Annotated in this window: 26 protein-coding genes, 1 tRNA gene and 1 riboswitch; of the genes, 17 read left to right on the forward strand and 10 right to left on the reverse strand. The window is 65.8% G+C overall.

Features of this window, described 5'->3' with window-relative positions:
* Positions 1-356: 356 nt before the first annotated feature.
* Entirely contained in the window at positions 357-842 is a 486-nt protein-coding gene (locus tag ACSQ12_RS03420; RefSeq protein WP_436064338.1) for a hypothetical protein, read from the reverse strand.
* Between the two features lie 21 nt (positions 843-863).
* Positions 864-1,469 (reverse strand): dihydrofolate reductase family protein, encoded by a 606-nt coding sequence (locus ACSQ12_RS03425; RefSeq protein WP_436064339.1) that lies wholly within the window; start codon positions 1,467-1,469, stop codon positions 864-866.
* 99 nt (positions 1,470-1,568) lie between these two features.
* Here ACSQ12_RS03425 and ACSQ12_RS03430 point away from each other — a divergent pair, with 99 nt between their 5' ends.
* Complete coding sequence (locus ACSQ12_RS03430; RefSeq protein ID WP_436064340.1) at positions 1,569-2,354, forward strand: alpha/beta fold hydrolase; 786 nt, start codon at positions 1,569-1,571, stop codon at positions 2,352-2,354.
* Positions 2,355-2,482: 128 nt separating this feature from the next.
* Positions 2,483-3,007: a hypothetical protein gene (locus ACSQ12_RS03435; RefSeq protein ID WP_436064341.1), complete on the forward strand. Its 525-nt coding sequence runs from the start codon at positions 2,483-2,485 to the stop codon at positions 3,005-3,007.
* Positions 3,008-3,159: 152 nt separating this feature from the next.
* On the opposite strand, the gene ACSQ12_RS03440 is transcribed toward ACSQ12_RS03435, so the two are convergent.
* Both ACSQ12_RS03440 and ACSQ12_RS03445 read right to left on the reverse strand, forming a co-directional pair.
* Positions 3,160-3,705 carry a hypothetical protein gene (locus tag ACSQ12_RS03440; RefSeq protein ID WP_436064342.1) on the reverse strand — a complete coding sequence of 182 codons (546 nt, stop codon included), beginning with the start codon at positions 3,703-3,705 and terminating at the stop codon, positions 3,160-3,162.
* A gap of 306 nt (positions 3,706-4,011) precedes the next feature.
* Positions 4,012-4,101: transfer RNA gene (locus tag ACSQ12_RS03445), tRNA-Ser, on the reverse strand.
* A 105-nt stretch (positions 4,102-4,206) separates the two neighbouring features.
* Here ACSQ12_RS03445 and ACSQ12_RS03450 point away from each other — a divergent pair.
* From ACSQ12_RS03450 to ACSQ12_RS03460, 3 genes are read left to right on the forward strand one after another with little or no spacing between them, the layout of a single operon-like run.
* Positions 4,207-5,235 carry a dehydrogenase gene (locus ACSQ12_RS03450; protein ID WP_436064343.1) on the forward strand — a complete coding sequence of 343 codons (1,029 nt, stop codon included), beginning with the start codon at positions 4,207-4,209 and terminating at the stop codon, positions 5,233-5,235.
* A gap of 3 nt (positions 5,236-5,238) precedes the next feature.
* Complete coding sequence (locus ACSQ12_RS03455; protein ID WP_436064344.1) at positions 5,239-5,637, forward strand: 6-pyruvoyl trahydropterin synthase family protein; 399 nt, start codon at positions 5,239-5,241, stop codon at positions 5,635-5,637.
* A 9-nt stretch (positions 5,638-5,646) separates the two neighbouring features.
* Entirely contained in the window at positions 5,647-6,792 is a 1,146-nt protein-coding gene (locus tag ACSQ12_RS03460) for a glycosyltransferase (RefSeq protein WP_436064345.1), read from the forward strand.
* Here ACSQ12_RS03460 and tadA read toward each other — a convergent pair.
* Positions 6,773-7,291: a tRNA adenosine(34) deaminase TadA gene (tadA, locus tag ACSQ12_RS03465; RefSeq protein WP_436064346.1), complete on the reverse strand. Its 519-nt coding sequence runs from the start codon at positions 7,289-7,291 to the stop codon at positions 6,773-6,775. The two genes, ACSQ12_RS03460 and tadA, sit on opposite strands and share 20 nt — an antisense overlap.
* A 43-nt stretch (positions 7,292-7,334) precedes the next feature.
* On the opposite strand from tadA, the gene ACSQ12_RS03470 reads away from it, so the two are divergent.
* From ACSQ12_RS03470 to ACSQ12_RS03490, 5 genes are all read left to right on the forward strand, one after another.
* Entirely contained in the window at positions 7,335-8,213 is an 879-nt protein-coding gene (locus ACSQ12_RS03470; protein WP_436064347.1) for a phosphatase PAP2 family protein, read from the forward strand.
* A 12-nt stretch (positions 8,214-8,225) separates the two neighbouring features.
* On the forward strand, positions 8,226-8,861 hold the full coding sequence (gene upp, locus ACSQ12_RS03475; RefSeq protein ID WP_043478170.1) for a uracil phosphoribosyltransferase: 636 nt from the start codon (positions 8,226-8,228) through the stop codon (positions 8,859-8,861).
* Positions 8,862-8,997: 136 nt separating this feature from the next.
* On the forward strand, positions 8,998-9,375 hold the full coding sequence (locus ACSQ12_RS03480; RefSeq protein ID WP_390251235.1) for a glyoxalase superfamily protein: 378 nt from the start codon (positions 8,998-9,000) through the stop codon (positions 9,373-9,375).
* 44 nt (positions 9,376-9,419) lie between these two features.
* The gene (locus tag ACSQ12_RS03485; protein WP_436064348.1) at positions 9,420-10,124 is read left to right on the forward strand and encodes an HAD-IA family hydrolase; all 705 of its coding nucleotides are present in this window, start codon (positions 9,420-9,422) and stop codon (positions 10,122-10,124) included.
* 66 nt (positions 10,125-10,190) lie between these two features.
* Positions 10,191-10,559: a DUF7793 family protein gene (locus tag ACSQ12_RS03490; protein WP_436064349.1), complete on the forward strand. Its 369-nt coding sequence runs from the start codon at positions 10,191-10,193 to the stop codon at positions 10,557-10,559.
* A gap of 16 nt (positions 10,560-10,575) precedes the next feature.
* On the opposite strand, the gene ACSQ12_RS03495 is transcribed toward ACSQ12_RS03490, so the two are convergent.
* The 5 genes from ACSQ12_RS03495 to ACSQ12_RS03515 form a co-directional block, all read right to left on the reverse strand.
* Positions 10,576-11,502 (reverse strand): dolichyl-phosphate beta-glucosyltransferase, encoded by a 927-nt coding sequence (locus tag ACSQ12_RS03495; protein WP_436064350.1) that lies wholly within the window; start codon positions 11,500-11,502, stop codon positions 10,576-10,578.
* Between the two features lie 139 nt (positions 11,503-11,641).
* The gene (locus ACSQ12_RS03500) at positions 11,642-12,112 is read right to left on the reverse strand and encodes a hypothetical protein (RefSeq protein ID WP_436064351.1); all 471 of its coding nucleotides are present in this window, start codon (positions 12,110-12,112) and stop codon (positions 11,642-11,644) included.
* A gap of 234 nt (positions 12,113-12,346) precedes the next feature.
* Complete coding sequence (locus ACSQ12_RS03505; RefSeq protein WP_209747407.1) at positions 12,347-13,123, reverse strand: hypothetical protein; 777 nt, start codon at positions 13,121-13,123, stop codon at positions 12,347-12,349.
* Positions 13,123-13,297, reverse strand: a riboswitch (cyclic di-AMP (ydaO/yuaA leader). It overlaps the preceding gene by 1 nt.
* Before the next feature lie 149 nt (positions 13,298-13,446).
* Positions 13,447-14,979 (reverse strand): HAMP domain-containing sensor histidine kinase, encoded by a 1,533-nt coding sequence (locus tag ACSQ12_RS03510; protein WP_436064352.1) that lies wholly within the window; start codon positions 14,977-14,979, stop codon positions 13,447-13,449.
* 3 nt (positions 14,980-14,982) lie between these two features.
* Positions 14,983-15,723: a response regulator transcription factor gene (locus tag ACSQ12_RS03515; RefSeq protein WP_436064353.1), complete on the reverse strand. Its 741-nt coding sequence runs from the start codon at positions 15,721-15,723 to the stop codon at positions 14,983-14,985.
* A gap of 246 nt (positions 15,724-15,969) precedes the next feature.
* On the opposite strand from ACSQ12_RS03515, the gene ACSQ12_RS03520 reads away from it, so the two are divergent.
* From ACSQ12_RS03520 to ACSQ12_RS03550, 7 genes are all read left to right on the forward strand, one after another.
* Complete coding sequence (locus ACSQ12_RS03520; protein ID WP_436064354.1) at positions 15,970-16,836, forward strand: hypothetical protein; 867 nt, start codon at positions 15,970-15,972, stop codon at positions 16,834-16,836.
* Between the two features lie 541 nt (positions 16,837-17,377).
* Positions 17,378-18,250, forward strand: coding sequence for a winged helix-turn-helix domain-containing protein (locus tag ACSQ12_RS03525; protein ID WP_011690524.1), 873 nt, complete (start codon positions 17,378-17,380; stop codon positions 18,248-18,250).
* A gap of 278 nt (positions 18,251-18,528) precedes the next feature.
* Positions 18,529-18,732, forward strand: coding sequence for a dodecin family protein (locus ACSQ12_RS03530; protein ID WP_011690525.1), 204 nt, complete (start codon positions 18,529-18,531; stop codon positions 18,730-18,732).
* Positions 18,733-18,789: 57 nt separating this feature from the next.
* Complete coding sequence (locus ACSQ12_RS03535; RefSeq protein WP_209747399.1) at positions 18,790-19,317, forward strand: SixA phosphatase family protein; 528 nt, start codon at positions 18,790-18,792, stop codon at positions 19,315-19,317.
* A 133-nt stretch (positions 19,318-19,450) separates the two neighbouring features.
* Positions 19,451-20,107, forward strand: coding sequence for a hypothetical protein (locus ACSQ12_RS03540; protein ID WP_436064355.1), 657 nt, complete (start codon positions 19,451-19,453; stop codon positions 20,105-20,107).
* A 45-nt stretch (positions 20,108-20,152) separates the two neighbouring features.
* The gene (locus tag ACSQ12_RS03545; protein WP_436064356.1) at positions 20,153-21,250 is read left to right on the forward strand and encodes an EamA family transporter; all 1,098 of its coding nucleotides are present in this window, start codon (positions 20,153-20,155) and stop codon (positions 21,248-21,250) included.
* A 207-nt stretch (positions 21,251-21,457) separates the two neighbouring features.
* Positions 21,458-21,637: a hypothetical protein gene (locus ACSQ12_RS03550; protein WP_436064357.1), complete on the forward strand. Its 180-nt coding sequence runs from the start codon at positions 21,458-21,460 to the stop codon at positions 21,635-21,637.
* Positions 21,638-21,651 lie beyond the last annotated feature (14 nt).

Here is a 21,651-nt window from a genome sequence, read left to right on the forward strand (position 1 = left end):
GCGGCCCGGGGCAGCGCAATCGGCTCCGGCCCCGTCCTGATCCTGGCCGGCGTGATCATCACTGCCATGTCAGGGAACCCTGCTTGGGTGCTGGTCCTGGGCTTGACGGGTGCTGCCCTGATGGTGCTTGGCCGGTATTCCTGGAAGCGGGTACGCGCTTCACTGCCCAATACCAACAGACTCCTGCATTCTTGTCCCTTCGGTGGTCATGGGCCGGGCACGGGAGTCCTTCCGGAGGGTTGGTCCAGTCGGACCCAACCCTCCGTACGGCTGTGGAAGACGATCTGGCCACCTGGCGCGACCCCCACGGCAACGCGGCTTACGGCCCCCTCTAGAAGGCGACCAGCACCCCAGTATCAGTAGCCATACTTGTTGACCACGATCTGCACGACGTGGCTGTCGTCGTCCTGACCGTAGTCGCGGATCGTGATGCGTACGTTCCAGCCGTCAATGACCCCTATGGCCCGGCAGTCCAGTCCGCCTGCGTTGAACCGGGGGTTCCGCCCGCACGCCTCAAACTCCTGTGGAATCAAACCCACTTGCTGAACGTACCGCTCCAGGTCACCCTCCGCGTACTTCCGGTGAGTGTCCCAACGGTAGGCGTACTGGGAGCAAGGTCCGTCTAGCGGGATGCACAATGCAGAGCCCACCGGAGGCTGGGTCTCGAGGTCCTCCCATCCCGACTCCGCGTGGAGGCGGTCGGCAATCGACTTGAGCTCAGCGACGATCTGATCGCTCGTCCATGATGCCCAAAGGAAGAAGACAGTTACAAAGGCAACCGTCACTGCCAGCAACCCGAGCGATATTTTGCGGCCCCTGCTCATTCTCTTGCTGCACTGCACGGCGCACCTACGCCGGCGGAATTAGCTGACGCGGCGATAGCGGATGTGGGTGGCCAGCGGTGAGTGAAGCACCTCGGCCGGTTCGAAGCCGAAGGATTCAACGCCGTCGAAGATGCGCTCGCCCGAACCGAGCAGGACCGGTGCGATGTCGAGGGTGAGCTCGTCGATCACCCCGGCCATCAGTGCCTGTCGGACGGTCGATGCCCCACCGGCGATGTCCACGCCTTTGTCCCCGGCGGCCTGGCAGGCTGCGGAGTAGGCCGCGTCGAAGCCCTCGGTGACGAAGTGGAAGGTCGTCCCGCCTTCCATCTGGATCGGGTCATGTGCATGATGGGTCAGCACGAACACCGGCGCATGATACGGCGGTTCAGCTCCCCACCAGCCGGTCCATTCCTCATCCCAGTCCCCGCGGATCGGGCCGAACATGTTCCGACCCATCACATACGCGCCCCGCGGGCGCATGAGCCACTCGTTCGCGACCTTGTCGGCATCGTTGGCTCGCGGGTCGCCGATATGCCAGCGGTGCAGCTCCAGCCCCCGCTTGCCCAGCGGGTCCTCGCGGCTCTGGCCCGGCCCGGCGACGAAGCCGTCCAACGAGATCGACATGTGGCAGGTGGTGTCCGGCACAGCGAACCTCCTGAGTGAATGCGACCTGCATCCGGTCGCGTGTGGGTTCTGGGGATCGTAGCACGTGCAGAGGTCAGGCACCCCTGTAGGCTCTGGTTCGTGATTGCTCAGATCCTGGGAGAAGGCCAACCGCTCGTCGTCATCCACGGATTCGGCGTCGATCATCGGATCATGCTCCCTTTGGAGGACGCCCTTGATGAGTCCGGATGGCAGCGCATCTATATCGACCTACCGTGGGCCGCGGGGAATGCTGACGTCGATGTCAGCAGCGCAGACCAGGTCGCCCAAGGGGTCCTGGACGACATCCATGAGTATCTTGGAGACCTGTCCTTCGCGGTGATCGGCAACTCGTTCGGAGGCATGATTGCCCGGCATGTCGCTCATGAGCTTCGAGATCGAGTCCTGGGGCTGGCTACTCTTGCCGGCGTGTTCGAGCCGGCCCATGAGGCGCGTAGCCTTCCCCGTCGGCAGGTTGTCCGGGACGATCCGTCCATCCTGGCCATGGCCGGCGAGATGAGGGACGACTACGAGGAGATGACCGTCGTTCAGACCGAGGCCACACTGAATGCATTCATCCGGTATGCACTTCCTGGTCTTCGCACAGCGGACCAAACCATTCTCGATCAGGTGGCCGCGGAGTACGCGCTCTCTGTAGAACCGGAGGTCGCGCACCCGGCTCCCTTCGAGGCGCCGTCGTTGCACCTTTTCGGGCGTCAGGACCACGTAACTGGCTACGAAGACGGGTGGAAACTCCGCAACCACTATGTCCGGGGCACCTACGCGGTGCTCGACGCCGCTGGCCATAATCCTCATCTCGAGCGCCCGGATCTTACTGCCGCGCTAGTAAAAGATTGGCTCATCCGGACCAGCGCATCTGCCCTGTGAGGGACCGACGCGCGGGCCAGGCGGCAAGTCTCTGACCGGTCCTTTGATGTGCGTAGTTGCGCGTGACGATGTTGCCGCTCGTAGAGTGAGGCACCGACCTGTAGCGGGCGATCACCTCGAGGAGACTCATGCCAGACATAGCTCGTGTCGAACGACTTGAAGTACGCGTCGGGGGGCTTTCCCGCTCTCAGCTGTTGAGCAAGCTGAATTCGCGCGGCATCCTTGTCAACGGTCACGCAGAAACCCTGCTCAAGGACGTCGACTTCGACGACCAGGCCGCTCGTCCCGTGGTGGTCACCGAGCGTACGGTCGCCGAACTAGGGCTTGACTGTGGGGCGACCCTTCCGCAGATCTTCGAGGTTGCACGGCAACAGGGCCTGCTGCTGTGCCCAATGGATACCGGTCCCTATCTGCGCATGGCTCTGAACGAGCAGGTGACGTCTTCCGACTCGGTGATGTCTTCAGGGCGGGCACCCGACGGCGCCCTGACAGTGGCCTCCGAAGCGCTTAGCAGAGACGACGACTATCCGAAGGGCTTCTATCTTCGCGTCGTAGACGGTCAGGCGTGGCTGCGTGGTTACCGATGCGATGACGAGCACACTTGGTCGCCCGACGACCGGTTCATCTTTCAGCTTCCGCCGCTGCCCGCTTGAATTCAGCCGGGCGCTGAGTTCGCCGAGAAGCGCCTGCCAGTCTGCAACGCAGTGAAAAGAGAAATGGCGGGCACTTCTTCTCGAAGGAACAAGGCCCGCCATTTCCTAGAGGAACATCCTCAGCTTCTTTGCTTCCCAACGAAGCCGCTGCGCTACATGTCGTGCACGGCGGCCTCGGGTCTGACAGGCCAGCGGCCTGTGACTTCGCGGAAATCAATGGCCCGCAGTAATGGCGTCATGTCGTAAGCACTCATGTTCAGGCTGAGCTTGACGCCGTGAATGGATCTCACGGTCAGGAACTGCTGACCTTTCAACGTCCCCACGTTGTAGTGTGCGATGTCGCTGTAGGCAATCAGGTGTTCCTTGCCGAGCACGCTGCGGAAGGCCACCTCATAGGCGCGCGGAGCCACATAGAAGTTGCGATACATCGCGACAAATGCCAGCCCGCCCAAGAGAATCGCTACCGAAGCAATACGGGCACCAAGAGGTGCGCGGGCTGTGGTGAACGCGAACAGGCCCATGAGGAGCCCCACGGACACGCAGATCCAGCCGAAGATCAACAGCACCTTCGGCATACGGACCTGTTCCGGATACTCCTTGGACCGGTTGGGGTGCTTCCGCGCCCACCAGGCAACCGCGGCAATGGACACGGTCGTGAATACCGTGATGGAGATGTTTATGATCTGCGCTGTCGACATTCTTCGGCTACATGCCCTTGGCGCGAAATGCCAACGTGGCTGTGAGTATGAGCAAAGACGCGCTGATGGTACAACGAAGCATATTTCCCCCAGTATGTGATCGGCTGTGCGGCCCTATCCGGCAAAGTCTAAACGCAAATTCGTCCTCGGATTTGAAGCACATCTTCCGGGCGCCTCGCCTGGGCACGGGCTGGTGGGGACAAGTCTCAATGTTTCAGATGCGGTAATTTTGCCAACGAGTACGGTCCGGGCAAAGCAAAGGCCCCGGGTCCTTTCAAACGAAAGGAAACCCGGGGCCTCGCTACTTGGCGGTGACGGTGGGATTTGAACCCACGTTGGCTTTGACACCAAACAACATTTCGAGTGTTGCACCTTCGGCCGCTCGGACACGTCACCAACCTGAATAGGTTACCGGAGCATGGCTCGCTTCCCCAAAACGAGGGCGCGCCGAGGGCGGAAGTCTTCCCCGCACCCGGTGCGGGGACTAGATTCGTAAGCAAGATGATCAACTCCCAGCAGCACTCCGAACACCGTCCCCAAGCCCGGGCCTATTGGACTGTCGGCCACGAAAAAGGCGAGCTCCGCACGGAAGAGCTGCCCGCACCAGGCCCCGGCGAGGCTCTGGTCCGCGCCCTGTATTCAGGCATCAGCAAAGGCACCGAAACCGTGGTCCACTGCGGCAAAGTACCGCCACGGGTTGCCGAACAAATGCGGGCGCCCCTGCAGGAGGGGTCCTTCCCGTCGCCGGTAAAGTTCGGTTACCTCTCCGTGGGAATCGTGGAGAACGGTCCGGAGGGCTGGGAGGGCCGCACCGTGTTCTGCCTGCACCCGCACCAGGACCGCTACATCGTTCCGGTCGAGTCCCTGACCGTTGTCCCGGAGAACGTCCCGGCCCGGAGGGCGGTCCTCACCGGAACCGTCGAAACGGCCGTCAACGCCCTGTGGGAAGCCGGCCCACGGCTGGGTGACCGCGTCGCGGTCGTCGGCGCGGGCCTGGTGGGCGGCATGGTGGCCACCCTCCTTCGGACGTTCCCGCTGCAACGGCTCCAGCTGGTGGACGTCGATCCGGCGAAGCGCGCCTTCGCCGATGCCCTCGGCGTCGAATTCAGCCATCCAGAGGACGCCCTGGCCGACTGCGACATCGTGTTCCACTGTTCGGCTTCCCAGGAGGGCCTCGAACGCAGCCTCCAGCTGGTGGGCGACGAAGGGGACGTCATCGAAATGTCCTGGTACGCCGACCGCAAGGTCACCATCCCGCTGGGGGAGGACTTCCACGCACGCCGGCTGTCCATCCGCGCCAGCCAGGTGGGAATTGTGGCACGTGCCCGCCGCCACCGCCGGACCAACGCCGACCGTCTGGCGCTCGCCGTGTCCCTGCTCAGCGATCCCGTCTACGACACGTTCCTGACGGGGGAGTCGCCGTTTGCGGACCTGCCCGCCGTCGTGCACGCGCTGGCCGAGGGGCGCTTGGACGCCCTTTGCCACGTCATCGAATACCCTTCCGAACACCCCGCCGAAGACAAGAGGTAGCCCTTGTTCAGCCTGACCGTCCGCCGCCACTTCATGATTGCCCACAGCCTTCCCCGGGAGGCCTTCGGGCCGGCCCAGGGCCTGCACGGGGCCACCTTCGTGGCGGAGGTGACCTTCCGGCGTCGTGCTTTGAACGACGACGCCATCGTCCTGGACATCGGCGCCGCCGGCGGGCTCATTGAAGAAGTGCTGGCGGGCCTGAACTACAAGAACCTGGACGAGCACCCCGATTTTGCCGGGAAGCTGAGCACCACCGAAGCCTTGGCGCAGTACATCGCCGAGGCCGTTGCCGCCAAGGTCCGTGTCAGCGACGACGGGCGTGAGCTTGCCGGACTGGCTGTCACCCTGCGGGAGAACCCGGACGCCTGGGCATCGTTCTCACTCGACTTCGACGCCACGTAGCGCAGACCCGTGACTGGGTCCGGCGCGGGCAGCCCGGCGGTCCGGCTGATCGTTCCGGGCAATGTGCTGCACAACTCAGGCGGCAACGCCTACAACGCCGCACTGGCCCGCGGGCTCACCGCCCTCGGGGCGGACGTGGACATCTGCCGTATTGACGGCACCTGGCCGGTGGGCAGCGAGGAAGAACGACGGAGGCTGGCAGGGTTGCTGCTCGACGGCGCTGACGACGTCGGTTCCGCCGGCCGTGAGGCGACCGTACCGCCGGTGACCATCGTGGACGGGCTGGTGGCGCTGGGTGCGCCGAGCGCTCTGGAAGAGGCCGCGGCCGCGGGGCGGCCCGCCTGGATCCTGGTTCACATGCAGTTGGCGGAGCACCCGGACCTGGAAGGGCGGGCCCTGGCTGCCGCGGCCGGCGTCATCTGCGCCAGTTCGACGGCGGCCTCCGAGCTCCAGGCCCGGCACTCTTTACTACGGCTCAATTCGGCCGGGCGCAGCACAACGCCGATCCACGTGGCGCTGCCGGGCACCTCTGCCGCGCCAACGGCCGCCGGATCCAACCCGCCGCACTTCCTGGCCGTGGCAGCCCTGCTTCCGAACAAGGACCAGCTCCTGCTGCTCAAGGCGCTCGCCGGGCTCAGGGACCTGCCCTGGACCGCGTCACTGGTGGGCTCCGACGCCGCAGACCCGGCCTACGCGGAGGCCGTCAGGAGCGCAGTCACCGCGCTGGGGCTGCGGGACCGGGTCTCAGTCGAGGGCGAGCTCAGGGGGCCGGCCCTTGAGACGGAATGGGACCGTGCGGATCTCAGCCTGCTGATCTCGCAGGCCGAAACCTACGGGATGGTGGTCACTGAGTCACTCGCCCGCGGCATCCCGGTGGTGGTGCGGGACGGTACCGGCGCCGTCGAGGCGCTCGCGGCCGGGTCACGGGGTGCGGCGGAAGCTCCCGACGGCGGCGGCGGGGCATCCGCACTGCCGGGCGCCGCCGTCGTGCTCGGCACGGACCCTGCCCCGCTGGAAAGGGCACTGCGCCGCTGGCTCAGCACGCCGGAGCTGCGCCTGCGCTGGCGCGAAGCGGCATTGGCCGCGCGGAACCGGCTGCCGGGCTGGGACGTCACGGCCGGCACCGTGCTGGACTTCATTGCAGCGGCTGGCTGACCTGCCGATGACCGGCGAAGAACTCCCTGAGCAGCGCGGCGCACTCCTGCTCGCGGACTCCGGCGTAGACCTCCACCCAGTGGTTGAGGCGGCGTTCGCGGAGAATGTCGAACACCGAACCGGCCGCCCCCGCCTTCTCGTCCCATGCCCCGAACACCACACGGGGAATCCGGGCCAGGACAACGGCGCCTGCGCACATGGCACAGGGCTCCAACGTCACCACCAGGGTGCAGTCCGCCAGCCTCCAGCCGTCACCTGGGCAGCCATTCGCATGTCCCAGCGACTGCAGCCGGGCGGCCGCTTCACGGATTGCCACCATCTCGGCGTGCGCGGTGGGATCACCGTGCGCCTCCCGTTCGTTCCTCCCGGTACCGAGGACGTCGCCGTCGGGCCCGATGACGACGGCGCCGATGGGCACGTCCCCGGTGTCCAAGGCGCGCCGCGCCTCGGCGAGGGCAAGGCCCATCCATTCGGCATGGCGGGGCTCCGGGGAAGTCATGGCTCAATGATAGTTTCGAAGATACGGAAGGCGCAGGCGACGGATGAGCCCGGGAGACGACGTGAAGACCTTGACTGACCGCATTACCGACCGGTGGGGGCGGTGGGTGGTGCCTTACGCCGCCCTCTGGATCACCATGCTGATTGGCGGTGTGGTCGTCGTGACACTGGCGTTCCTCGGCGCCGAAGTCTACGACAACGTGGTGGACGAAGCCGGCCTCGCCAACCTCGACAAGCCCGCGCTGGCGCTGTCCGAAGACCTTCGGACCCCCTGGCTCAATTCCGCCGTCACCGCCTTCACCAACGTTGGCGGCGGGATCGGGATGCCCATCGTCGGCAGCATACTGACGGCCTGGCTGACATGGGCGGGGCGCACCTGGCGGCCCCTCATCCTGGTGGGCGGCGCCGCTGCTGCTTCGGTCACTGCAACCACCTTCGGCAAGAAGCTCTTTGGCCGCACCCGTCCGGACCATGCGGACGCTGTTCCGCCCTACGAGGATTCGCCGTCGTTCCCCAGCGGGCACACGCTCAACACGACCGTCGTCATCGGGCTCGTGGTCTATCTGGCCTGCCTGCAGATCCAGCGGACCGTTGCGCGGGTGTCCATGATCACGGCCGGTTCGCTCTTCATCATCGCCATGGGCCTGAGCAGGGTGTTCCTCGGCCACCACTGGCTGACGGACGTCATCGCCGGGTGGCTCCTTGGCCTCGCCTGGGTGGGAATCGTGATCCTGGCCCACAGGCTCTTCCACGTGATGCGGCACCGTGAGCACGCCGGTCCTGCCCCGACGTTCGACCACCCCGTGCTCCGGGAAGAACTTGCGGCCCACCATGCCGCACACCGTGCCGAGGACCACCCGGAGGGCACGGACAGCCCCGGGCAGGCCCGCGGCCCTCGGGGCGGGGACACCACCTCCGGGTGATAGTTTTGACCCATGCGCACACTCGTCGTGGACCACCCGCTGGTCGCTCACAAGCTCACCGTTCTGCGGGACAAGAACACTCCTTCCCCGGTCTTCCGGCAGCTCACCGAGGAGCTCGTCACACTCCTCGCCTATGAGGCCACGCGGGACGTCCGCACCGAGCCCGTCACCATCGAAACACCGGTCAGCACCACCATCGGTACCGCGTTCACCAAGCCCACGCCGCTGGTGGTTCCCATTCTCCGTGCCGGGCTGGGCATGCTCGAAGGCATGACCAAGCTTGTACCCACGGCCGAGGTCGGCTTCCTGGGAATGGCCCGGGACGAGGAAACCCTGGACATCATCACCTATGCTGAACGCCTCCCCGAGGACCTGACGGACCGGCAGATCTTCGTCCTGGATCCCATGCTTGCTACCGGCGGCACGCTGCGCGAAGCCATCAAGTTCCTGTTCAAGCGCGGTGCCTCGGATGTGACATGCATTTGCCTCCTGGCTGCCCCCGAGGGCCTGGCGAAGCTGGAGGAAGAACTCTCGGACGCCAACGTGACCATTGTCCTGGCCTCCATTGACGAGAAGCTCAACGAGAAGTCCTACATCGTTCCCGGACTCGGCGACGCCGGGGACCGCCTCTACGGCATCGCAGGCTAGCTGCCGGGCTGAATCTTCAAGCCGTGGCTGCGGGCCGGGGACTGCGTTCCGGAACGCAGTCCCCGGCCCGCACCCGCGTTCTCGGGAAGCGGTTGCCCTCTTCCGGATTCCGGTGGCCGCGGCTAGCCTGTGGCCCATGGACTGGAAACTTGAACTGGTGTTTGTGCCTGTGTCCGACGTGGACCGTGCCAAGGATTTTTACGTCAACAAGGTGGGCTTCAACGCGGACTACGATGAACGTCCCATGGAGGGCATCCGTTTCGTCCAGCTGACCCCGCCGGGCTCCGGCTGTTCGATCGCCATCGGCGAGGGCCTCAACGACGCTCCGCCGGGTACCGCTCCCGGCCTGCAACTTGTGGTGAGCGACATCCAGGCCGCGCACAAGCAGCTGAAGGACAACGGCGTTGACGTCAGCGACGTCGACGTCCAGGACTGGGGCCACTTCGTCCACTTCGCCGACCCCGATGGCAACAAATGGGCCGTCCAGTACATCCCCCACCGCCCGAACGGCTAGGTCACGGAATCCCGCCGCTGCCCCGGGTGGGGCAGGATGGAAGGATGAGCTTTCGCCCCGATGCCTCCGCCCCGGTTTCCGCGGGACTATCCGCCAGCACCATCATCACCCGTGCCGTCCTTTTCGACGTGGACGGCACCTTGGTCGATTCCACGGCTGTTGTGGAGCAGGTGTGGGGCGAATTTGCCGCCCGTTACGGCCTGGACATTGCAGAGATCCTCCGCACCTCACACGGCGTCCAGGCGGGGGACACGGTGCGGCGGTTTGCGCCCGCCGGCACTGACGTTGCGGCCCTGACCGCGGAACTGGGCGCCATGGAGCGGGTGCGGACCGAGGGCATTGTGGCGTTGCCCGGGGCGGCCGAACTGCTGCGCAGCCTCCCGGCGGATGCCGTGGCGCTGGTGACTTCCGCCGACCGGATCCTGGCCGATATCCGGATGGGCGCCGCGAAACTTGCCATGCCGGCCACAGCCGTCACGGCCGACGTCGTTACCCGGGGCAAGCCGCACCCGGAAGGTTACCTCCGCGCCGCCGAACTGCTTGGCGTGGAGCCGGCCGATGCCCTGGTCTTTGAGGATGCCCCGGCAGGCATTGCGGCCGGAGTCGCCGCCGGGATCCGGACTGTTGCCATCGGGCCCAACACCGGTCCGCTGCCGGACGGCGTTATGCACATCACCGACTACTCCGCCGTGTCCGTCACCACGGACGTGGACGACGCCGGCATCAGGACGATTTCCTTCCGGTTCTGACCCCCAGCCCGGTTCCCGGTCCAGTAGTGTCGTTCGGGACGGCTGACTCTATCTTGGGGGGATAGTATGACCGAGATTCCGATTGACGGCGCCAGGGGCACTGTCGAGCTGCGAAACGGCGTCTTGCATGTGCGTTGGATTCCAGGCCTGGCCATTTGCGAGGAAGCCGCGGTGGCCGTGATGTCCGCGGTCAATGAGCTGAGCCGCGGGCGTCCGTTTCCGATGCTGGTGGACATGGCTGCGACGGAGTCCATGAGCCGCGGCGCCCGGCGCGTTTTTGCCCGTCCCAGCACGGTGGCCAGGGTGGCGCTCCTAGGGGCGTCCCCGGTGGACCGGGCATTGGCCAATTTCTTCCTCAGCATTCATTCTCCTGCCGCTCCGACGCGGTATTTCACCTGCCCGGAGGAAGCCATGCGGTGGCTCCGGGCACTTTAACCGTCATCGCGGCGGTTTATCGCGGCGGTGGAACGCCCGGCGCGAGTTGGGCCCGCAGTTCCGGAACCGGAATACGGCCGGCCGCCAGGTCGCGGCTGAGGCGGACCATGCCGCGAAGATCGGCGAGCGCGGTCTGGAAAAGGTCCACACCGGCCTCGCCACCGTCGGTCCAGTCCACCGGGACCTCGTGTACGCGGAGTCCGCATCTTTCGGCCAGGACCAGCAGCTCGGTGTCAAAGAACCATGCGGTGTCAGCCGTATGCGGCAGGATGTGCCGGGCAACATCTGCGCGGATAGCCTTGAAGCCGCACTGCGCGTCGCTGAAACGCGCACCCATCAGCGCATGCAGCAGAACGTTGTACCCACGGGAGATGAACCCCCGCCACGGTCCGCAGACAACGCGGGAAGTTCGTGCCAGCCGCGATCCGATCGCCAGGTCCGAATGCCCGGAAAGAAGCGGGGCGACCAAGGGGGCGAGCGCAGCGAGGTCGGTGGAAAGACTCACGTCCATGTAGGCCAGCACGGGTGACGGCGAGGCCAGCCACACGGTGCGGAGCGCGTTGCCGCGGCCTTTGGAGGTGAGTCGGACCACGGTGACCTCGCGTAGTTCCCGGGCTACACGCTCGGCGGTCTTGAGCGTGCCGTCGGTGCTGGAATTGTCCGCCACGGTAATCCGGAACGGGTAGGGAAACGTATCGGCCAGGTACAAGTGGAGCTGCCGCAGGGATTGCTCCAGACCCTGTTCCTCGTTATAGACCGGGATGACTACATCCAGCACCGGCGCAGCGGCTCCTGTGGTGCCGGTCATGTGCGTATCAACGGGCGCCCGACGGACGCGACCCTGCCGGGGGAACGTCGGGGCGGGAGGACCCGGCCGGGCGTCGACGGCGGCCCGCGGTTGCGGGTGCAGCAGGGTTCCCGTGGCCAGGTCTGTGGGCGTCATGGTTCAACTATGGCGCCGCAGCATATGAAGGATTTAGGCCAAAGCTGTGCAGCTGCTGTGGGCTCTGTCAGGACCGGAACAGGAACGGAAGCGGCAGCGGTGCTCCCGCCGTCATTGGTGGGAGCACCGCCGCCGCGGTTTATGAGTCAGGGGCGAGCAGCGAACAGATGTTCGTGGCAGTGCCGGATCCTGAGAATCTCCGCAATTCGTTGCCTTTGGAATCCACAGAGAAGTTGACATTACCCCGTGTGAGGAATAGTCCGTCAGGAGACGGGAGCTGAAGGAGGTTATTGCCCGTAGCCTTCACCTCGACCACGTTCTCGCTCGGGAACGAAAAGAATAGGACGCCCGTGATGACGTAACTGGCGGTCTTTCCGTCTGGCCCCGTCAGCGTTATCTTCAGCCCCGGGGAAGTGCTGATGATGTCCCCGGAGGGAGTCGTGATGTTCTTGGCCTTGCCGGTGACTTCACCGGTGACAGGAAATCCACAGCTCGTGAAGGTGGCGGGTCCGTCCACGGTGATCGGCGGGCCCGAAGGGGCGGCGGAGGCCGGGGCGGCGGCCGCGAAGATTGAGGCCAGGACGGCCGTCGAAACTAACCATTTTTTCATTGTTGTGCTCCCTGCATCTTGATGACGGCGCTGGGCCGGCAGCCGCTGGGAAGACGATTGAAAGCGGCGGCGACCCAGAGTCACTCCTCGACCTTGTGAAAACCTTGTGGCCCCGTAACGGAGAGAAGGTCCCGTCCAAGAAGAAGCAACACGCCAACACGGCCGGAGGCCCCGAATCCAAACATGGATTCGGGGCCTCCGGTGTTGCGAACCACGATGGCTGCGGGTGCCGGTTTAGTACCAGTTGTTGGCGTAGTGGAAGTCCAGGGCGCCGCAAGGGGAGCCGTACCGTTCCTTCACGTAATTCAGGCCCCAGTTGATCTGGGTGCGGAAGTTGGTCAGATAGTCGGACCCGGCGCTGGCCATCTTTTCCGCCGGCAGCGACTGGACAATGCCGTACGCGCCACTGCTGGCGTTCGTGGCAGTGGTCTTCCAATCCGATTCCTTGGTCCAGAGCGTGGTGAGGCACTGCATCTGGTCAGCCGCCCAGCCGTACGTTCCGAGCTGCGAGGCGGCATACGCCTGGGCAGCTGCGGGATCGTCAACAGCTACGGGCGGCGCCGGGGCAGGAGCCGGTTCGGGGGCCGCAGCGGGTGCGGGAGCGGCGGCGGCTGCAGGCGCTTCCGGTGCCTTCTCCTCCGACGGCTTCTCCCCGGACGACTGCGCGTTCACGCTGACAGAGGACGGAGCGGGCATGGCGGAAACGAGGATTTTTTCGAACGCGAGCTTCGATTCGGCGTCGGCAGTGGTTGCGGCACTCCCAGCGCCCGTTGCCGATGTTGCCGGGGCGGCGGGTTCGGAAGCCTGGCCGGCGGCGCCGACGCCAATCAGCACCGCGCAGGCGGTGGTTACTACTGCGGCCCGGCGGCCGGAGCCCTGCAGACTGGCCGCGAACCGGGACAGCGGGGACGTCTTGGCGGCTGGTTCGGCGCGGTGGCGTGAGCGGTGCGCAGGCGCTGCGGACGTGCGGGAAGCGGGCTCAGGACGTACTTCTGGCGTGGATTTAGTCATGGTTGCCTCTCGATGCCGGCGGAGTTAGCTGTCGGGTTCGGATGAGGTCATCCGGCCGCACGGAACTTCACGTGTCGGCTTCACCCCAAGGGCGGCAATGCAGAATGCCCGGAGACCTGGGTCCCCCGCCTCTGCCTGATCATGAGGAAATCCGGGTAGCGGCAGAGTTTGGCGTCCATCCGGATATGCGGCCGGAACGGTGGCCGCACTCCAAAAACGGTACAGGAGTCTCGCGCTTAAGTCACATTTCGGTAACGAGGATCACGACGGCGGCGCGTTGGCTTGCGTAACCGCCCGCACCGCACGCCGGGCTTACGGAGCAGCTACGCTTCCGGTGATTCTCCCGGGAGGCGCAGCGCAAACTCTGTGCGCCCCGGGCGGGAAGTGACCTCCACGGTTCCACCGTGCGCCTCCACAATCGACTGCACGATCGACAGCCCCAGCCCGCTCGTGCCCTCGGCAGCCGCAGCGCCCGCGCCGCCGGAAACCGACGCGGAACCTGCAGGACTGGTTCGCGCGGCATCCGCCCGGGCAAAGCGGGCGAAAACCCGGTCCACAAATTCCGGCGGGATCCCGGCACCGTTGTCCGTTACGGTCACCACAGCGCTGCCGTCGGCCGACCGCATCACTCCGGTGACCACGGTGGTGCCCGGTTCCGTGTGCTTGCGGGCATTGGAGAGCAGGTTGGCCATCACCTGGTGCAGCTGCTTGGCATCCCCGCGGACCACCACGGGCTCTTCCGGGAGCTCCAGCTGCCAGGCGCGGTCCGGTGCCATGACCTTCTCGTCGCTGACGGTTTCCACCGCAAGCTGCGTCAGGTCCACATCGCTGATCTTGAGCGGCTGGCCTTCGTCCAACCGGGCCAACAGCAGGAGGTCCTCCACCAGGGTGGTCATCCGTTCGGACTGGCTCTGCACCCTGGCCAGGGACTTCTGGCCGTCCGGGGTGAAGTCCTCGGTCATCCGCATGAGTTCCGTGTAGCCGCGGATAGCGGTGAGCGGCGTGCGCAGCTCGTGCGAGGCATCGGCCACGAACTGGCGCACTTTGGTTTCGCTCTGCTGCCGGGCCTCAAGCGCCTTGGAGACGTTATCCAGCATGAGGTTGAGGGCGTGCCCCACACTGCCCACTTCGGTTCCGGGATGCGCGTTCGACGGCGGCACGCGGACTGCGAGGGCCACCTCGCCGGCGTCGAGCGGCAGTTTCGAAACCTGCGTGGCGACCTCGGACAGTTGCTCGAGGGGTTTCATGGTGCGTCGGATCAGCACCGTTCCGGCAAGGCCGATCAGGACCAGGCCGCCCATCGACACGATCACCATCGTCCATACCAAAGAGTTGAGCGTGTTCTGTTTCTCGTTGAGGGGGAGCCCGGTGACAATCACGTCCCCGTATGGCGCCTCCACCGCTACCAGGCGGTAGGAGCCGGTGGACAGTGCCCGATCGACGGGCGTTCCGTCGTGCTGGAGTGCCAAAAGAACCTGGTTGTCCTCGGGGGAGAGGGACGCCACGGTGGCGTCTTTGGCGAGGAACCCGGCGCTGCTGACATTCCCGTTATCTATGCGCGCGATGAGCGTGCCGACACCTTGGCCCGGGCCGTCGAACCCGTCCTGCCTGCCGGACGGGTTGCTGGGGCGTGGCCGTCCCGCCTCGTTCGATAGCCGTGAGGCCTGCCCCAAGCGTTCATCAAGCTGCCTGGTCAGGAAGGAATCCATGGAGGCATAGCTGAACAGGCCGATCGCGCCGCAGATGGCCACAAGGAGTGCCATGGCCACGAGTACCAGCCGGGTGCGCAGGTGCCAGGTCGACGGATCAAGCCAGCGTCGGCGGTCTTTGCGGGTTTCGCCGGAGAGTGTGGGCACCGCTCAATCCGCCGGTTTGATGACGTATCCCGCGCCGCGGACGGTGTGGATCATGGGCGGGTGGATGGCATCCACCTTCTTGCGCAGGTAGGAGATGTAGAGTTCCACGATGTTTGCCTGGCCGCCGAAGTCGTAATCCCACACGCGGTCCAGGATCTGTGCCTTGCTGACCACCCGTTTGGGGTTTTCCATGAGGTAGCGCAGGAGTTCGAACTGGGTGGCGGTCAGCTGCAGTTCCTTCCCGGCCCGGGTCACTTCGCGCGTGTCAATGTTGAGGACGAGGTCGCCGACCACCAGTTCGGCGGTGTCCATGGCGGCCACTCCGGATCGCTGGACCAGCCGGTGCAGGCGGAGGAGCACTTCTTCCATGCTGAAGGGCTTGGTGACGTAATCGTCCCCGCCGGCCGCCAGGCCGAGGATGCGGTCCTGGACCGCGTCCTTGGCCGTCAGGAAGAGCGCGGGCACTTCCGGCGCGAAGGCGCGGATCCTGGTGAGCAGCTCGACGCCGTCGAACCCGGGAAGCATCACGTCCAGCACCAGCACGTCCGGGCGGAACTCCTTGGCGAGTTTTACGGCTTCCGGGCCGTCTCCGGCGACGGCAACGGACCAGCCTGCCATCCGCAGGCCCATGCTCATGAGCTCGGAGAGGCTGGGTTCGTCGTCAACCACCAGGGCACGGATGGGGGAGCCGTCCGGGTGGGTGAGCTGGGGAAGGTTGTTAGTCATGGAGTGCGAAGTGGCCATGGGACAACTCTCCGATCTGCGGTTTAGCCGGCCCTATGGGGATCCTGTGGGCCAGCTGTGAATCCCAGCCTAGCGAGCTGAACGCAACGCCGCGGCCCTCCGGGGCTGCCTGGAGAGGATCGGCTGCATTCCCGGGATGAAACCAGCTTCGGAAAGGTCACAGCTTGACCTCTTGCCCCGCACAGGCCCCGCACAGGAACGCTTCGGAGCCTGGGTGGACAAAGCCCTAGGCCCAAGGAGTACACCATGAACAACCACCACAACACGCCGGTTCCGGACAACGATTCCGACGGGACCCCGGAAGGCCGGCCGGTCCCTGCAGGCGGTCGAGTGAACATCCCTCTGAGCAGCCCCGCCAACGGCGGGCAGGCTGCCGGGTGGGGAGTGCCGCCGTCGGCCGCTGCTTCCGGTTCGCTGCCGGAGACGGGATGGGGATCATCCCGGCCGTCCGGTAGCTGGGGTACCCCGCCGCCTGGCGGCTTCCCGGGCGGGCCGGCCGGCCGTTCGAAGCCGTGGACTGTGAAGCGGGGGGTTGCCGCCGCCGGAGCGGCGGCTGTTCTCGCAGGCGGGGCCGGCGTGGGCATCTATGCGCTGACCTCCAGCTCTGCGGCGGCTGACGGCACGGCCGACGCAGGTGCAGGTGCAGGTGGACTGCAGGAAACATCGCCGGGCGGCCGCGGCGGCGCGCAGGGCGGTTTTGCCGACGGCGGGATGCCGCTCCAGGGCGGCCCCGGCAACTTCGCCCCGGATGGATTGGGCGGAATGGGCGCCGGAGTGTCCGCCGCAGTTCACGCCGAGTACGTGGCCCTCGAGGACGGCGCCTACGTGACCAGGGTGGAGCAGCAGGGAACGGTCACCGAGGTGAACTCGGGCTCCGTGACAGTCAAGAGCACGGACGGCTTCAGCCGCACCTATTCACTCGGTTCGGACGTGTCGGTGAGCAATCAGCAACGAAGGCGTCAACAGTCCGGCGCTACGGGCACCAGCCAGCTCACTGTGGCTGACATCGTGTCCGGGGCGATGGTACGGGTCGTTGCGGGAAAGGAGGGTGACAGCTTCCCGGCGGAGTCCGTCCAGCTGGTAGCAGCCACGCTCACCGGACAGTCCAACTGAGCCGGCCGGCGGGACAGCGGGCTGCGGGGGACGGAATTTTTCTGTGTAGCCCGGCCGGGGGCTGGACATGTGCAAAGCGCGTCCTCCGTATTTCAGCAATTCCAAGCTGACTGAATTTTCGCGCCGAAAATACGGGTTCCGGAGAAGAAAATTCGGCTATAGAGAGAATCCGATCGATCGTTCTGAAAAACACCTGTTATATTATTGGCATTTCAGAATCGTGATTTGGACCACAATGCGGGATTTTGTCTCACGATGCGGACCATAGTGTCCATTGTTACTTGCAAGTTTTCATTGTTACGTTGCACACTTCAATTGTGAACAAGAACTCAACAGCACCTGCAGCCGCAGAATCCTGGACCAGCCCACCCGCTGGCGAAGACATGCGCTGTTGTCGAATGCACGCCTAACTTCCCCACCCCGAGAAGTTTTTAGGCATTCGCCCCTAGCCCAGCGTCGGGCGCCCCTCCCCAGATCTCATTGCGGGGAAAGACAGCATTCGAGCCGCGATGACGGCCATTCACATTGAGGTAAGCATTCCATGTCAGTTGCATCTGGATACGTCCACATCTCCGTCCGAAACGCCAACAAGGGCGGCCAGCCCTCAGGCCTCCGCCAAGGATTCGGCGCCCGTCCGGCGTTCGCCCCGGCAGCCCCCGGCAACAGCTTCCCGGCCCCCGGCTACGCGCCCCAGGGCTACAACCCGAACTCCTACGGCCAGCTTCGCGCTGTTCCCGCCGCCGAGGCCGCCCCGCAGACGGCCCCCACCCCTGTGATTGCACCGGCCAACGGCAGCGCCGTCCGCCCCGTCGCAAACGAAAACGTAGCCCGTGGATTTGTCCTCTACATGGGCATCGACGAGGAGACCGCGGCAGCAGCCGGAACCTCCATCGCGAAACTTGCCCAGGAAATCCGCGCCTACGCCCAGTCGCTCGTCTCCGGTGCGGAGAGCTACGCCGCGGTGGCTGTAGCCCCCGCCAGCGCCCCGGGTTCCGCGCTCGACGTCGTACGGTCAACCTTCGGCGACCCCACCGTCAACTCCCGGCAGCGCACCGAGACCACCCGGCTTCCGCAGCCGCAGGATCCCCGGCCGTCCGGCGTCCTCATCGACCTGGCCCGCCGCGAAGTCCACCTCGACGGCGACTCCCTGAACCTCACGTTCAAGGAGTTCGAACTCCTCAACTACCTCGTCGAAAACGGCACCCGCACCGTGGGCCGCGACGAACTGCTCGAGGGCCTGTGGCGCAACGCCGAAGAGGTCCCCAACGAGCGCACCATCGACGTCCACATCCGCCGCCTCCGCTCCAAGCTGGGCCGCCTCGCCAACACCGTCCGCACGGTACGCGGCCAGGGCTACCGGTTCTACGAGCACCCGGAGGTTGTGGTCTGGGCCGCTCCGGAATACTCCATCTAGTCTTAGACCTGTTCGAAAGCGCCCGTTCCCTGCCTAGGGGACGGGCGCTTTCACTTTCGCGGCACAATCCCTCGGCGCCTGCGCTCGTTCCTCACGCAACAACGACGCTTTCGGGATGTGCCGCTACGCTTCAGCGCCCTTGACCCAGCTGAAAGGGCCGCCTTCCCGCGGGCGGGCTCGCGGAGCATTGTGCCTCCGCGGCTTAGTTCCTATGGCCCTGTTGGTGCTGGGTGGTGCGGCGTAGTCTCTGATCGTCCATCCGACCATCAGGAGGAACTATGTCTGTTGCACGCATTACAACCCTGAGCTCTAATTCCAAAACCTCGTTCGATGCAGCCATCAAAGAAGGCATCGAGCGCGCCAACAAGACGCTTCGGGGCGTCACGGGGGCGTGGGTGAAGGAGCAGAAAGTCGAAATTGCGGACGGGGCCGTCGTCGCGTGGCACGTTGTGCTTGAAGTGACCTTCGTACTTGAGGACTGAACCCTGTGCAGGGCGGCCGTGACCTGAGGGGCAGGGCCGCCGCACTAGGATTGGGGCATGAGCGAGCATCACATCAGGCGTTTGATCCTCATGCGGCACTCCAAGGCAGACTGGCCCGGAGGAGTGCCCGATCATGAGCGCCCGCTGGAGGAACGCGGGCACCGTGAGGCTCCCCTGGCCGGGAAATGGCTGCTCAAACACGGGGTGGTTCCCGATTTCATCCTCTGCTCCAGTTCGCTGCGTACGCGGCAGACGTGCACCTGGGTGTGCGCGGAATTAGGCGACAAAGCCCCGACGCCGAAACTTGAAGACGGCCTCTACGGCGCGTCCGCGCTGCGCATGCTGAAGGTCATCAACCACGTCCCGGATACCGTGACGACGCTGATGGTGATCTCCCATATGCCCGGCGTCCAGGATCTTGCCATGCACCTGGCGTCGCGCGATTCCAACCATGACGCCTACATGGACGCCGCCACCCGGTTTCCCACCAGCGGCCTGACTGTGCTGGAAACCGACAAAACCTGGGCAGAACTGGACGGCCAGGATGCCCGGCTCACGCACTTCAAGGTGCCCCGGGCGCACTAAGGGCGCTGGGGGGACCGCGGCGGCCCCTTGCACCTGACTCCTGCCCCATCTGCCGCCGTGTTCATGGTCAGCACGGGGTTTGTGATGTTTACTGGAGATATTCGTCAGCGGCCCCGGTTAGAAGGAGATCATCGTGGACTCAGGACAGCTTGTGGGGATCATTATCGGCGTCGTTGTGGTGATTGCGATCATCGCAGCGGTGCTCTTCTTCAACCGGCGGCGCAAGGTGGAAGCGGACAGGAACCGGGCCGCCGAAATGCGTGAAAAAGCCAAAGCCGACGAGCTCGGAGCGCGGGATCGCGAGGCCAAAGCGGCCCGCGCCGAAGCCGATGCCAAGCAGGCCGAGGTCGAGGCAGAGCGCCTGCGCCGCGACGCCCGCGAAAAGCAGGCGGAAGCCGAGCGCGTGCGGGCCGCGTCGCAGGAGCAGCTCCGCAAGGCCGATGAGGTTGATCCGGACGTCGTCACAGCCGACCGCCATGACGCCGACCGGCACGACGAAACCGTTCCTGCGCAGCCGCAGACGCGTGCAGAAGCTGGAACCCGCGGTCGCGGGGACAACGTGCCGGCGACAGCCCCTGGCACCGCAGCCCCGGGCACGGCAGTTCCAAACACCGCAGAACCCGGCCATACCGGACCAGCCGCGACTGAACCGGGCGCACCACGGCAGCGTGACGTCACCGACCGCGACGCTGCCCAGCGTGACGTCACCGACCGCGACGCTGCCGAGCAGGACGCCGTGCCTGATCGCGGCGCGGACGGGACGCCGGGAGAGCGCCCGCGGAATCTTTGAAACCTCATCCTTTGACGTCCCAGCACTGAACCGGCAGCACGGAGCATGAACCTTCGCCATTCCGCCCTCGCGGTCCTTGTGGCAGTCCTGTGGGGCGCCAACTTCGTTGCGATCGACCTTGGCCTGCACGCCAACGGCACGGAGGTGCCGCCGCTGCTTTTTGTTGCCATGCGCTTCGTTCTGGTCGTCTTTCCGTGGATCTTCTTCATCCGCAGGCCGGACGTCAGTTGGCGGGCCATCGTCGGCGTCGGCCTCTTCATGAGCGCCGGACAATTCGGCCTCCTCTACCTGGCCATGGCGCTAGGCATGCCCGCAGGGCTCGCCTCGCTTGTCCTGCAAGCCCAGGTGCTGCTGACTGTTCTCCTTGCGGCGGGAATCCTGGGTGAGCGTCCCAGCGTGAGGCAGTTTGCCGGCGTCGTCCTCGGAGTGGTCGGACTCGCGGTGGTGGCGGTCGGCCGCAGCATGGTCGCCCCGGTCCTTCCCCTGCTCATCGTCCTGGCTGCTGCACTGTCCTGGGCGGCCGGCAATATCGTCGCCCGGCAGGCCAAAGCGTCGTCCGGCCTGGGCCTTGTGGTGTGGTCCGGTGCAGTGGTTCCGCTACCGCTGATCGGCCTGTCCCTGTTGATCGACGGGCCGGCCGCCGTGGGCGGCACCCTCGCAGGCTTGCAGGCGGTCACCATTCTGAGTGCGATCTACACGGCCGTCCTGGGGTCCCTGGTGGGCTATGGAATCTGGAACTGGCTCCTGGGAATCTATCCTTCGTCCGCCGTGGTTCCGTTTACGCTGCTTGTCCCTGTGGTGGGCATGACGACGGCGTGGCTGGTCCTGGGCGAGGTGCCTTCACCGGCCGAAATGGCAGGCGGACTCCTGCTGCTGGGCGGGGTGGCAATCGCCGTCCTCCTGCCGGGCCGGCAGGGCGCCACACCCGGCCAAAGGCGATGGCATGCTCAGCGACGCGATGTAGCCTTCGCCGGGGACGTGGGTGAGGGTTTGGCCGCCGGCTTGGGCGCGGATTTGGGTGCGGCGGACTTGGGTGCCGGCCGGGCCGCACGAGGGACCGCGGACTTGGCCGAAGACGACGCCGGCCGCTTGGCCGCGGGGGTACGGACCGCTCCGGATCGCGACGCCGGAACACGCCCGTAGGTGGTCCCTGCGGAAGGGCGGGGCGCCGGTCTGGCCGCCGGCCGCCTGGCTGCCGCGGGCTTGCGCCGTCCGGATTGACTGCGTCCGGATTGACTGCGTCCGGACTGGCTGCGTCCGGACCGGAGGCGCTTTCCGGCCGGCCATACCGCCCCGGCGAACAGAACCAGGAGCGTCCCCGCGCCGGACACTGCAGCGAGGTAGAAGTAGATGTCGGAGTCCCGGGTTGTCACCGCCGCACCCAGTGAATCCGCCTCCGCGGTGAACGCCAGGCCCCACATGCGCAGGAACGCGATGGTGAACCCGATGAACAGGCTGGTGCCGATGCCGCCCGTCAGCAGGGCAAGGTGGCGTCCCCGTGCCACCACCTGGATGACGCAGGCAAGGTAGCCCACGGCCACCGC

The organism is Arthrobacter sp. LjRoot14 (genome assembly GCF_964253905.1).
Classification (GTDB): Bacteria; Actinomycetota; Actinomycetes; order Actinomycetales; family Micrococcaceae; genus Arthrobacter.

Bases quoted from the DNA above. Each gene is read 5' to 3' on its own strand.
- ACSQ12_RS03435 (WP_436064341.1), top strand. From the start codon at position 2,483: ATGCCAGACATAGCTCGTGTCGAACGACTTGAAGTACGCGTCGGGGGG.
- ACSQ12_RS03440 (WP_436064342.1), bottom strand. From the start codon at position 3,705: ATGTCGACAGCGCAGATCATAAACATCTCCATCACGGTATTCACGACC.
- ACSQ12_RS03450 (WP_436064343.1), top strand. From the start codon at position 4,207: ATGATCAACTCCCAGCAGCACTCCGAACACCGTCCCCAAGCCCGGGCC.
- tadA (WP_436064346.1), bottom strand. From the start codon at position 7,291: ATGACTTCCCCGGAGCCCCGCCATGCCGAATGGATGGGCCTTGCCCTC.
- ACSQ12_RS03470 (WP_436064347.1), top strand. From the start codon at position 7,335: ATGAGCCCGGGAGACGACGTGAAGACCTTGACTGACCGCATTACCGAC.
- upp (WP_043478170.1), top strand. From the start codon at position 8,226: ATGCGCACACTCGTCGTGGACCACCCGCTGGTCGCTCACAAGCTCACC.
- ACSQ12_RS03480 (WP_390251235.1), top strand. From the start codon at position 8,998: ATGGACTGGAAACTTGAACTGGTGTTTGTGCCTGTGTCCGACGTGGAC.
- ACSQ12_RS03485 (WP_436064348.1), top strand. From the start codon at position 9,420: ATGAGCTTTCGCCCCGATGCCTCCGCCCCGGTTTCCGCGGGACTATCC.
- ACSQ12_RS03490 (WP_436064349.1), top strand. From the start codon at position 10,191: ATGACCGAGATTCCGATTGACGGCGCCAGGGGCACTGTCGAGCTGCGA.
- ACSQ12_RS03495 (WP_436064350.1), bottom strand. From the start codon at position 11,502: ATGACGCCCACAGACCTGGCCACGGGAACCCTGCTGCACCCGCAACCG.
- ACSQ12_RS03500 (WP_436064351.1), bottom strand. From the start codon at position 12,112: ATGAAAAAATGGTTAGTTTCGACGGCCGTCCTGGCCTCAATCTTCGCG.
- ACSQ12_RS03505 (WP_209747407.1), bottom strand. From the start codon at position 13,123: ATGACTAAATCCACGCCAGAAGTACGTCCTGAGCCCGCTTCCCGCACG.
- ACSQ12_RS03515 (WP_436064353.1), bottom strand. From the start codon at position 15,723: ATGGCCACTTCGCACTCCATGACTAACAACCTTCCCCAGCTCACCCAC.
- ACSQ12_RS03520 (WP_436064354.1), top strand. From the start codon at position 15,970: ATGAACAACCACCACAACACGCCGGTTCCGGACAACGATTCCGACGGG.
- ACSQ12_RS03525 (WP_011690524.1), top strand. From the start codon at position 17,378: ATGTCAGTTGCATCTGGATACGTCCACATCTCCGTCCGAAACGCCAAC.
- ACSQ12_RS03530 (WP_011690525.1), top strand. From the start codon at position 18,529: ATGTCTGTTGCACGCATTACAACCCTGAGCTCTAATTCCAAAACCTCG.
- ACSQ12_RS03535 (WP_209747399.1), top strand. From the start codon at position 18,790: ATGAGCGAGCATCACATCAGGCGTTTGATCCTCATGCGGCACTCCAAG.
- ACSQ12_RS03545 (WP_436064356.1), top strand. From the start codon at position 20,153: ATGAACCTTCGCCATTCCGCCCTCGCGGTCCTTGTGGCAGTCCTGTGG.
- ACSQ12_RS03550 (WP_436064357.1), top strand. From the start codon at position 21,458: ATGTCGGAGTCCCGGGTTGTCACCGCCGCACCCAGTGAATCCGCCTCC.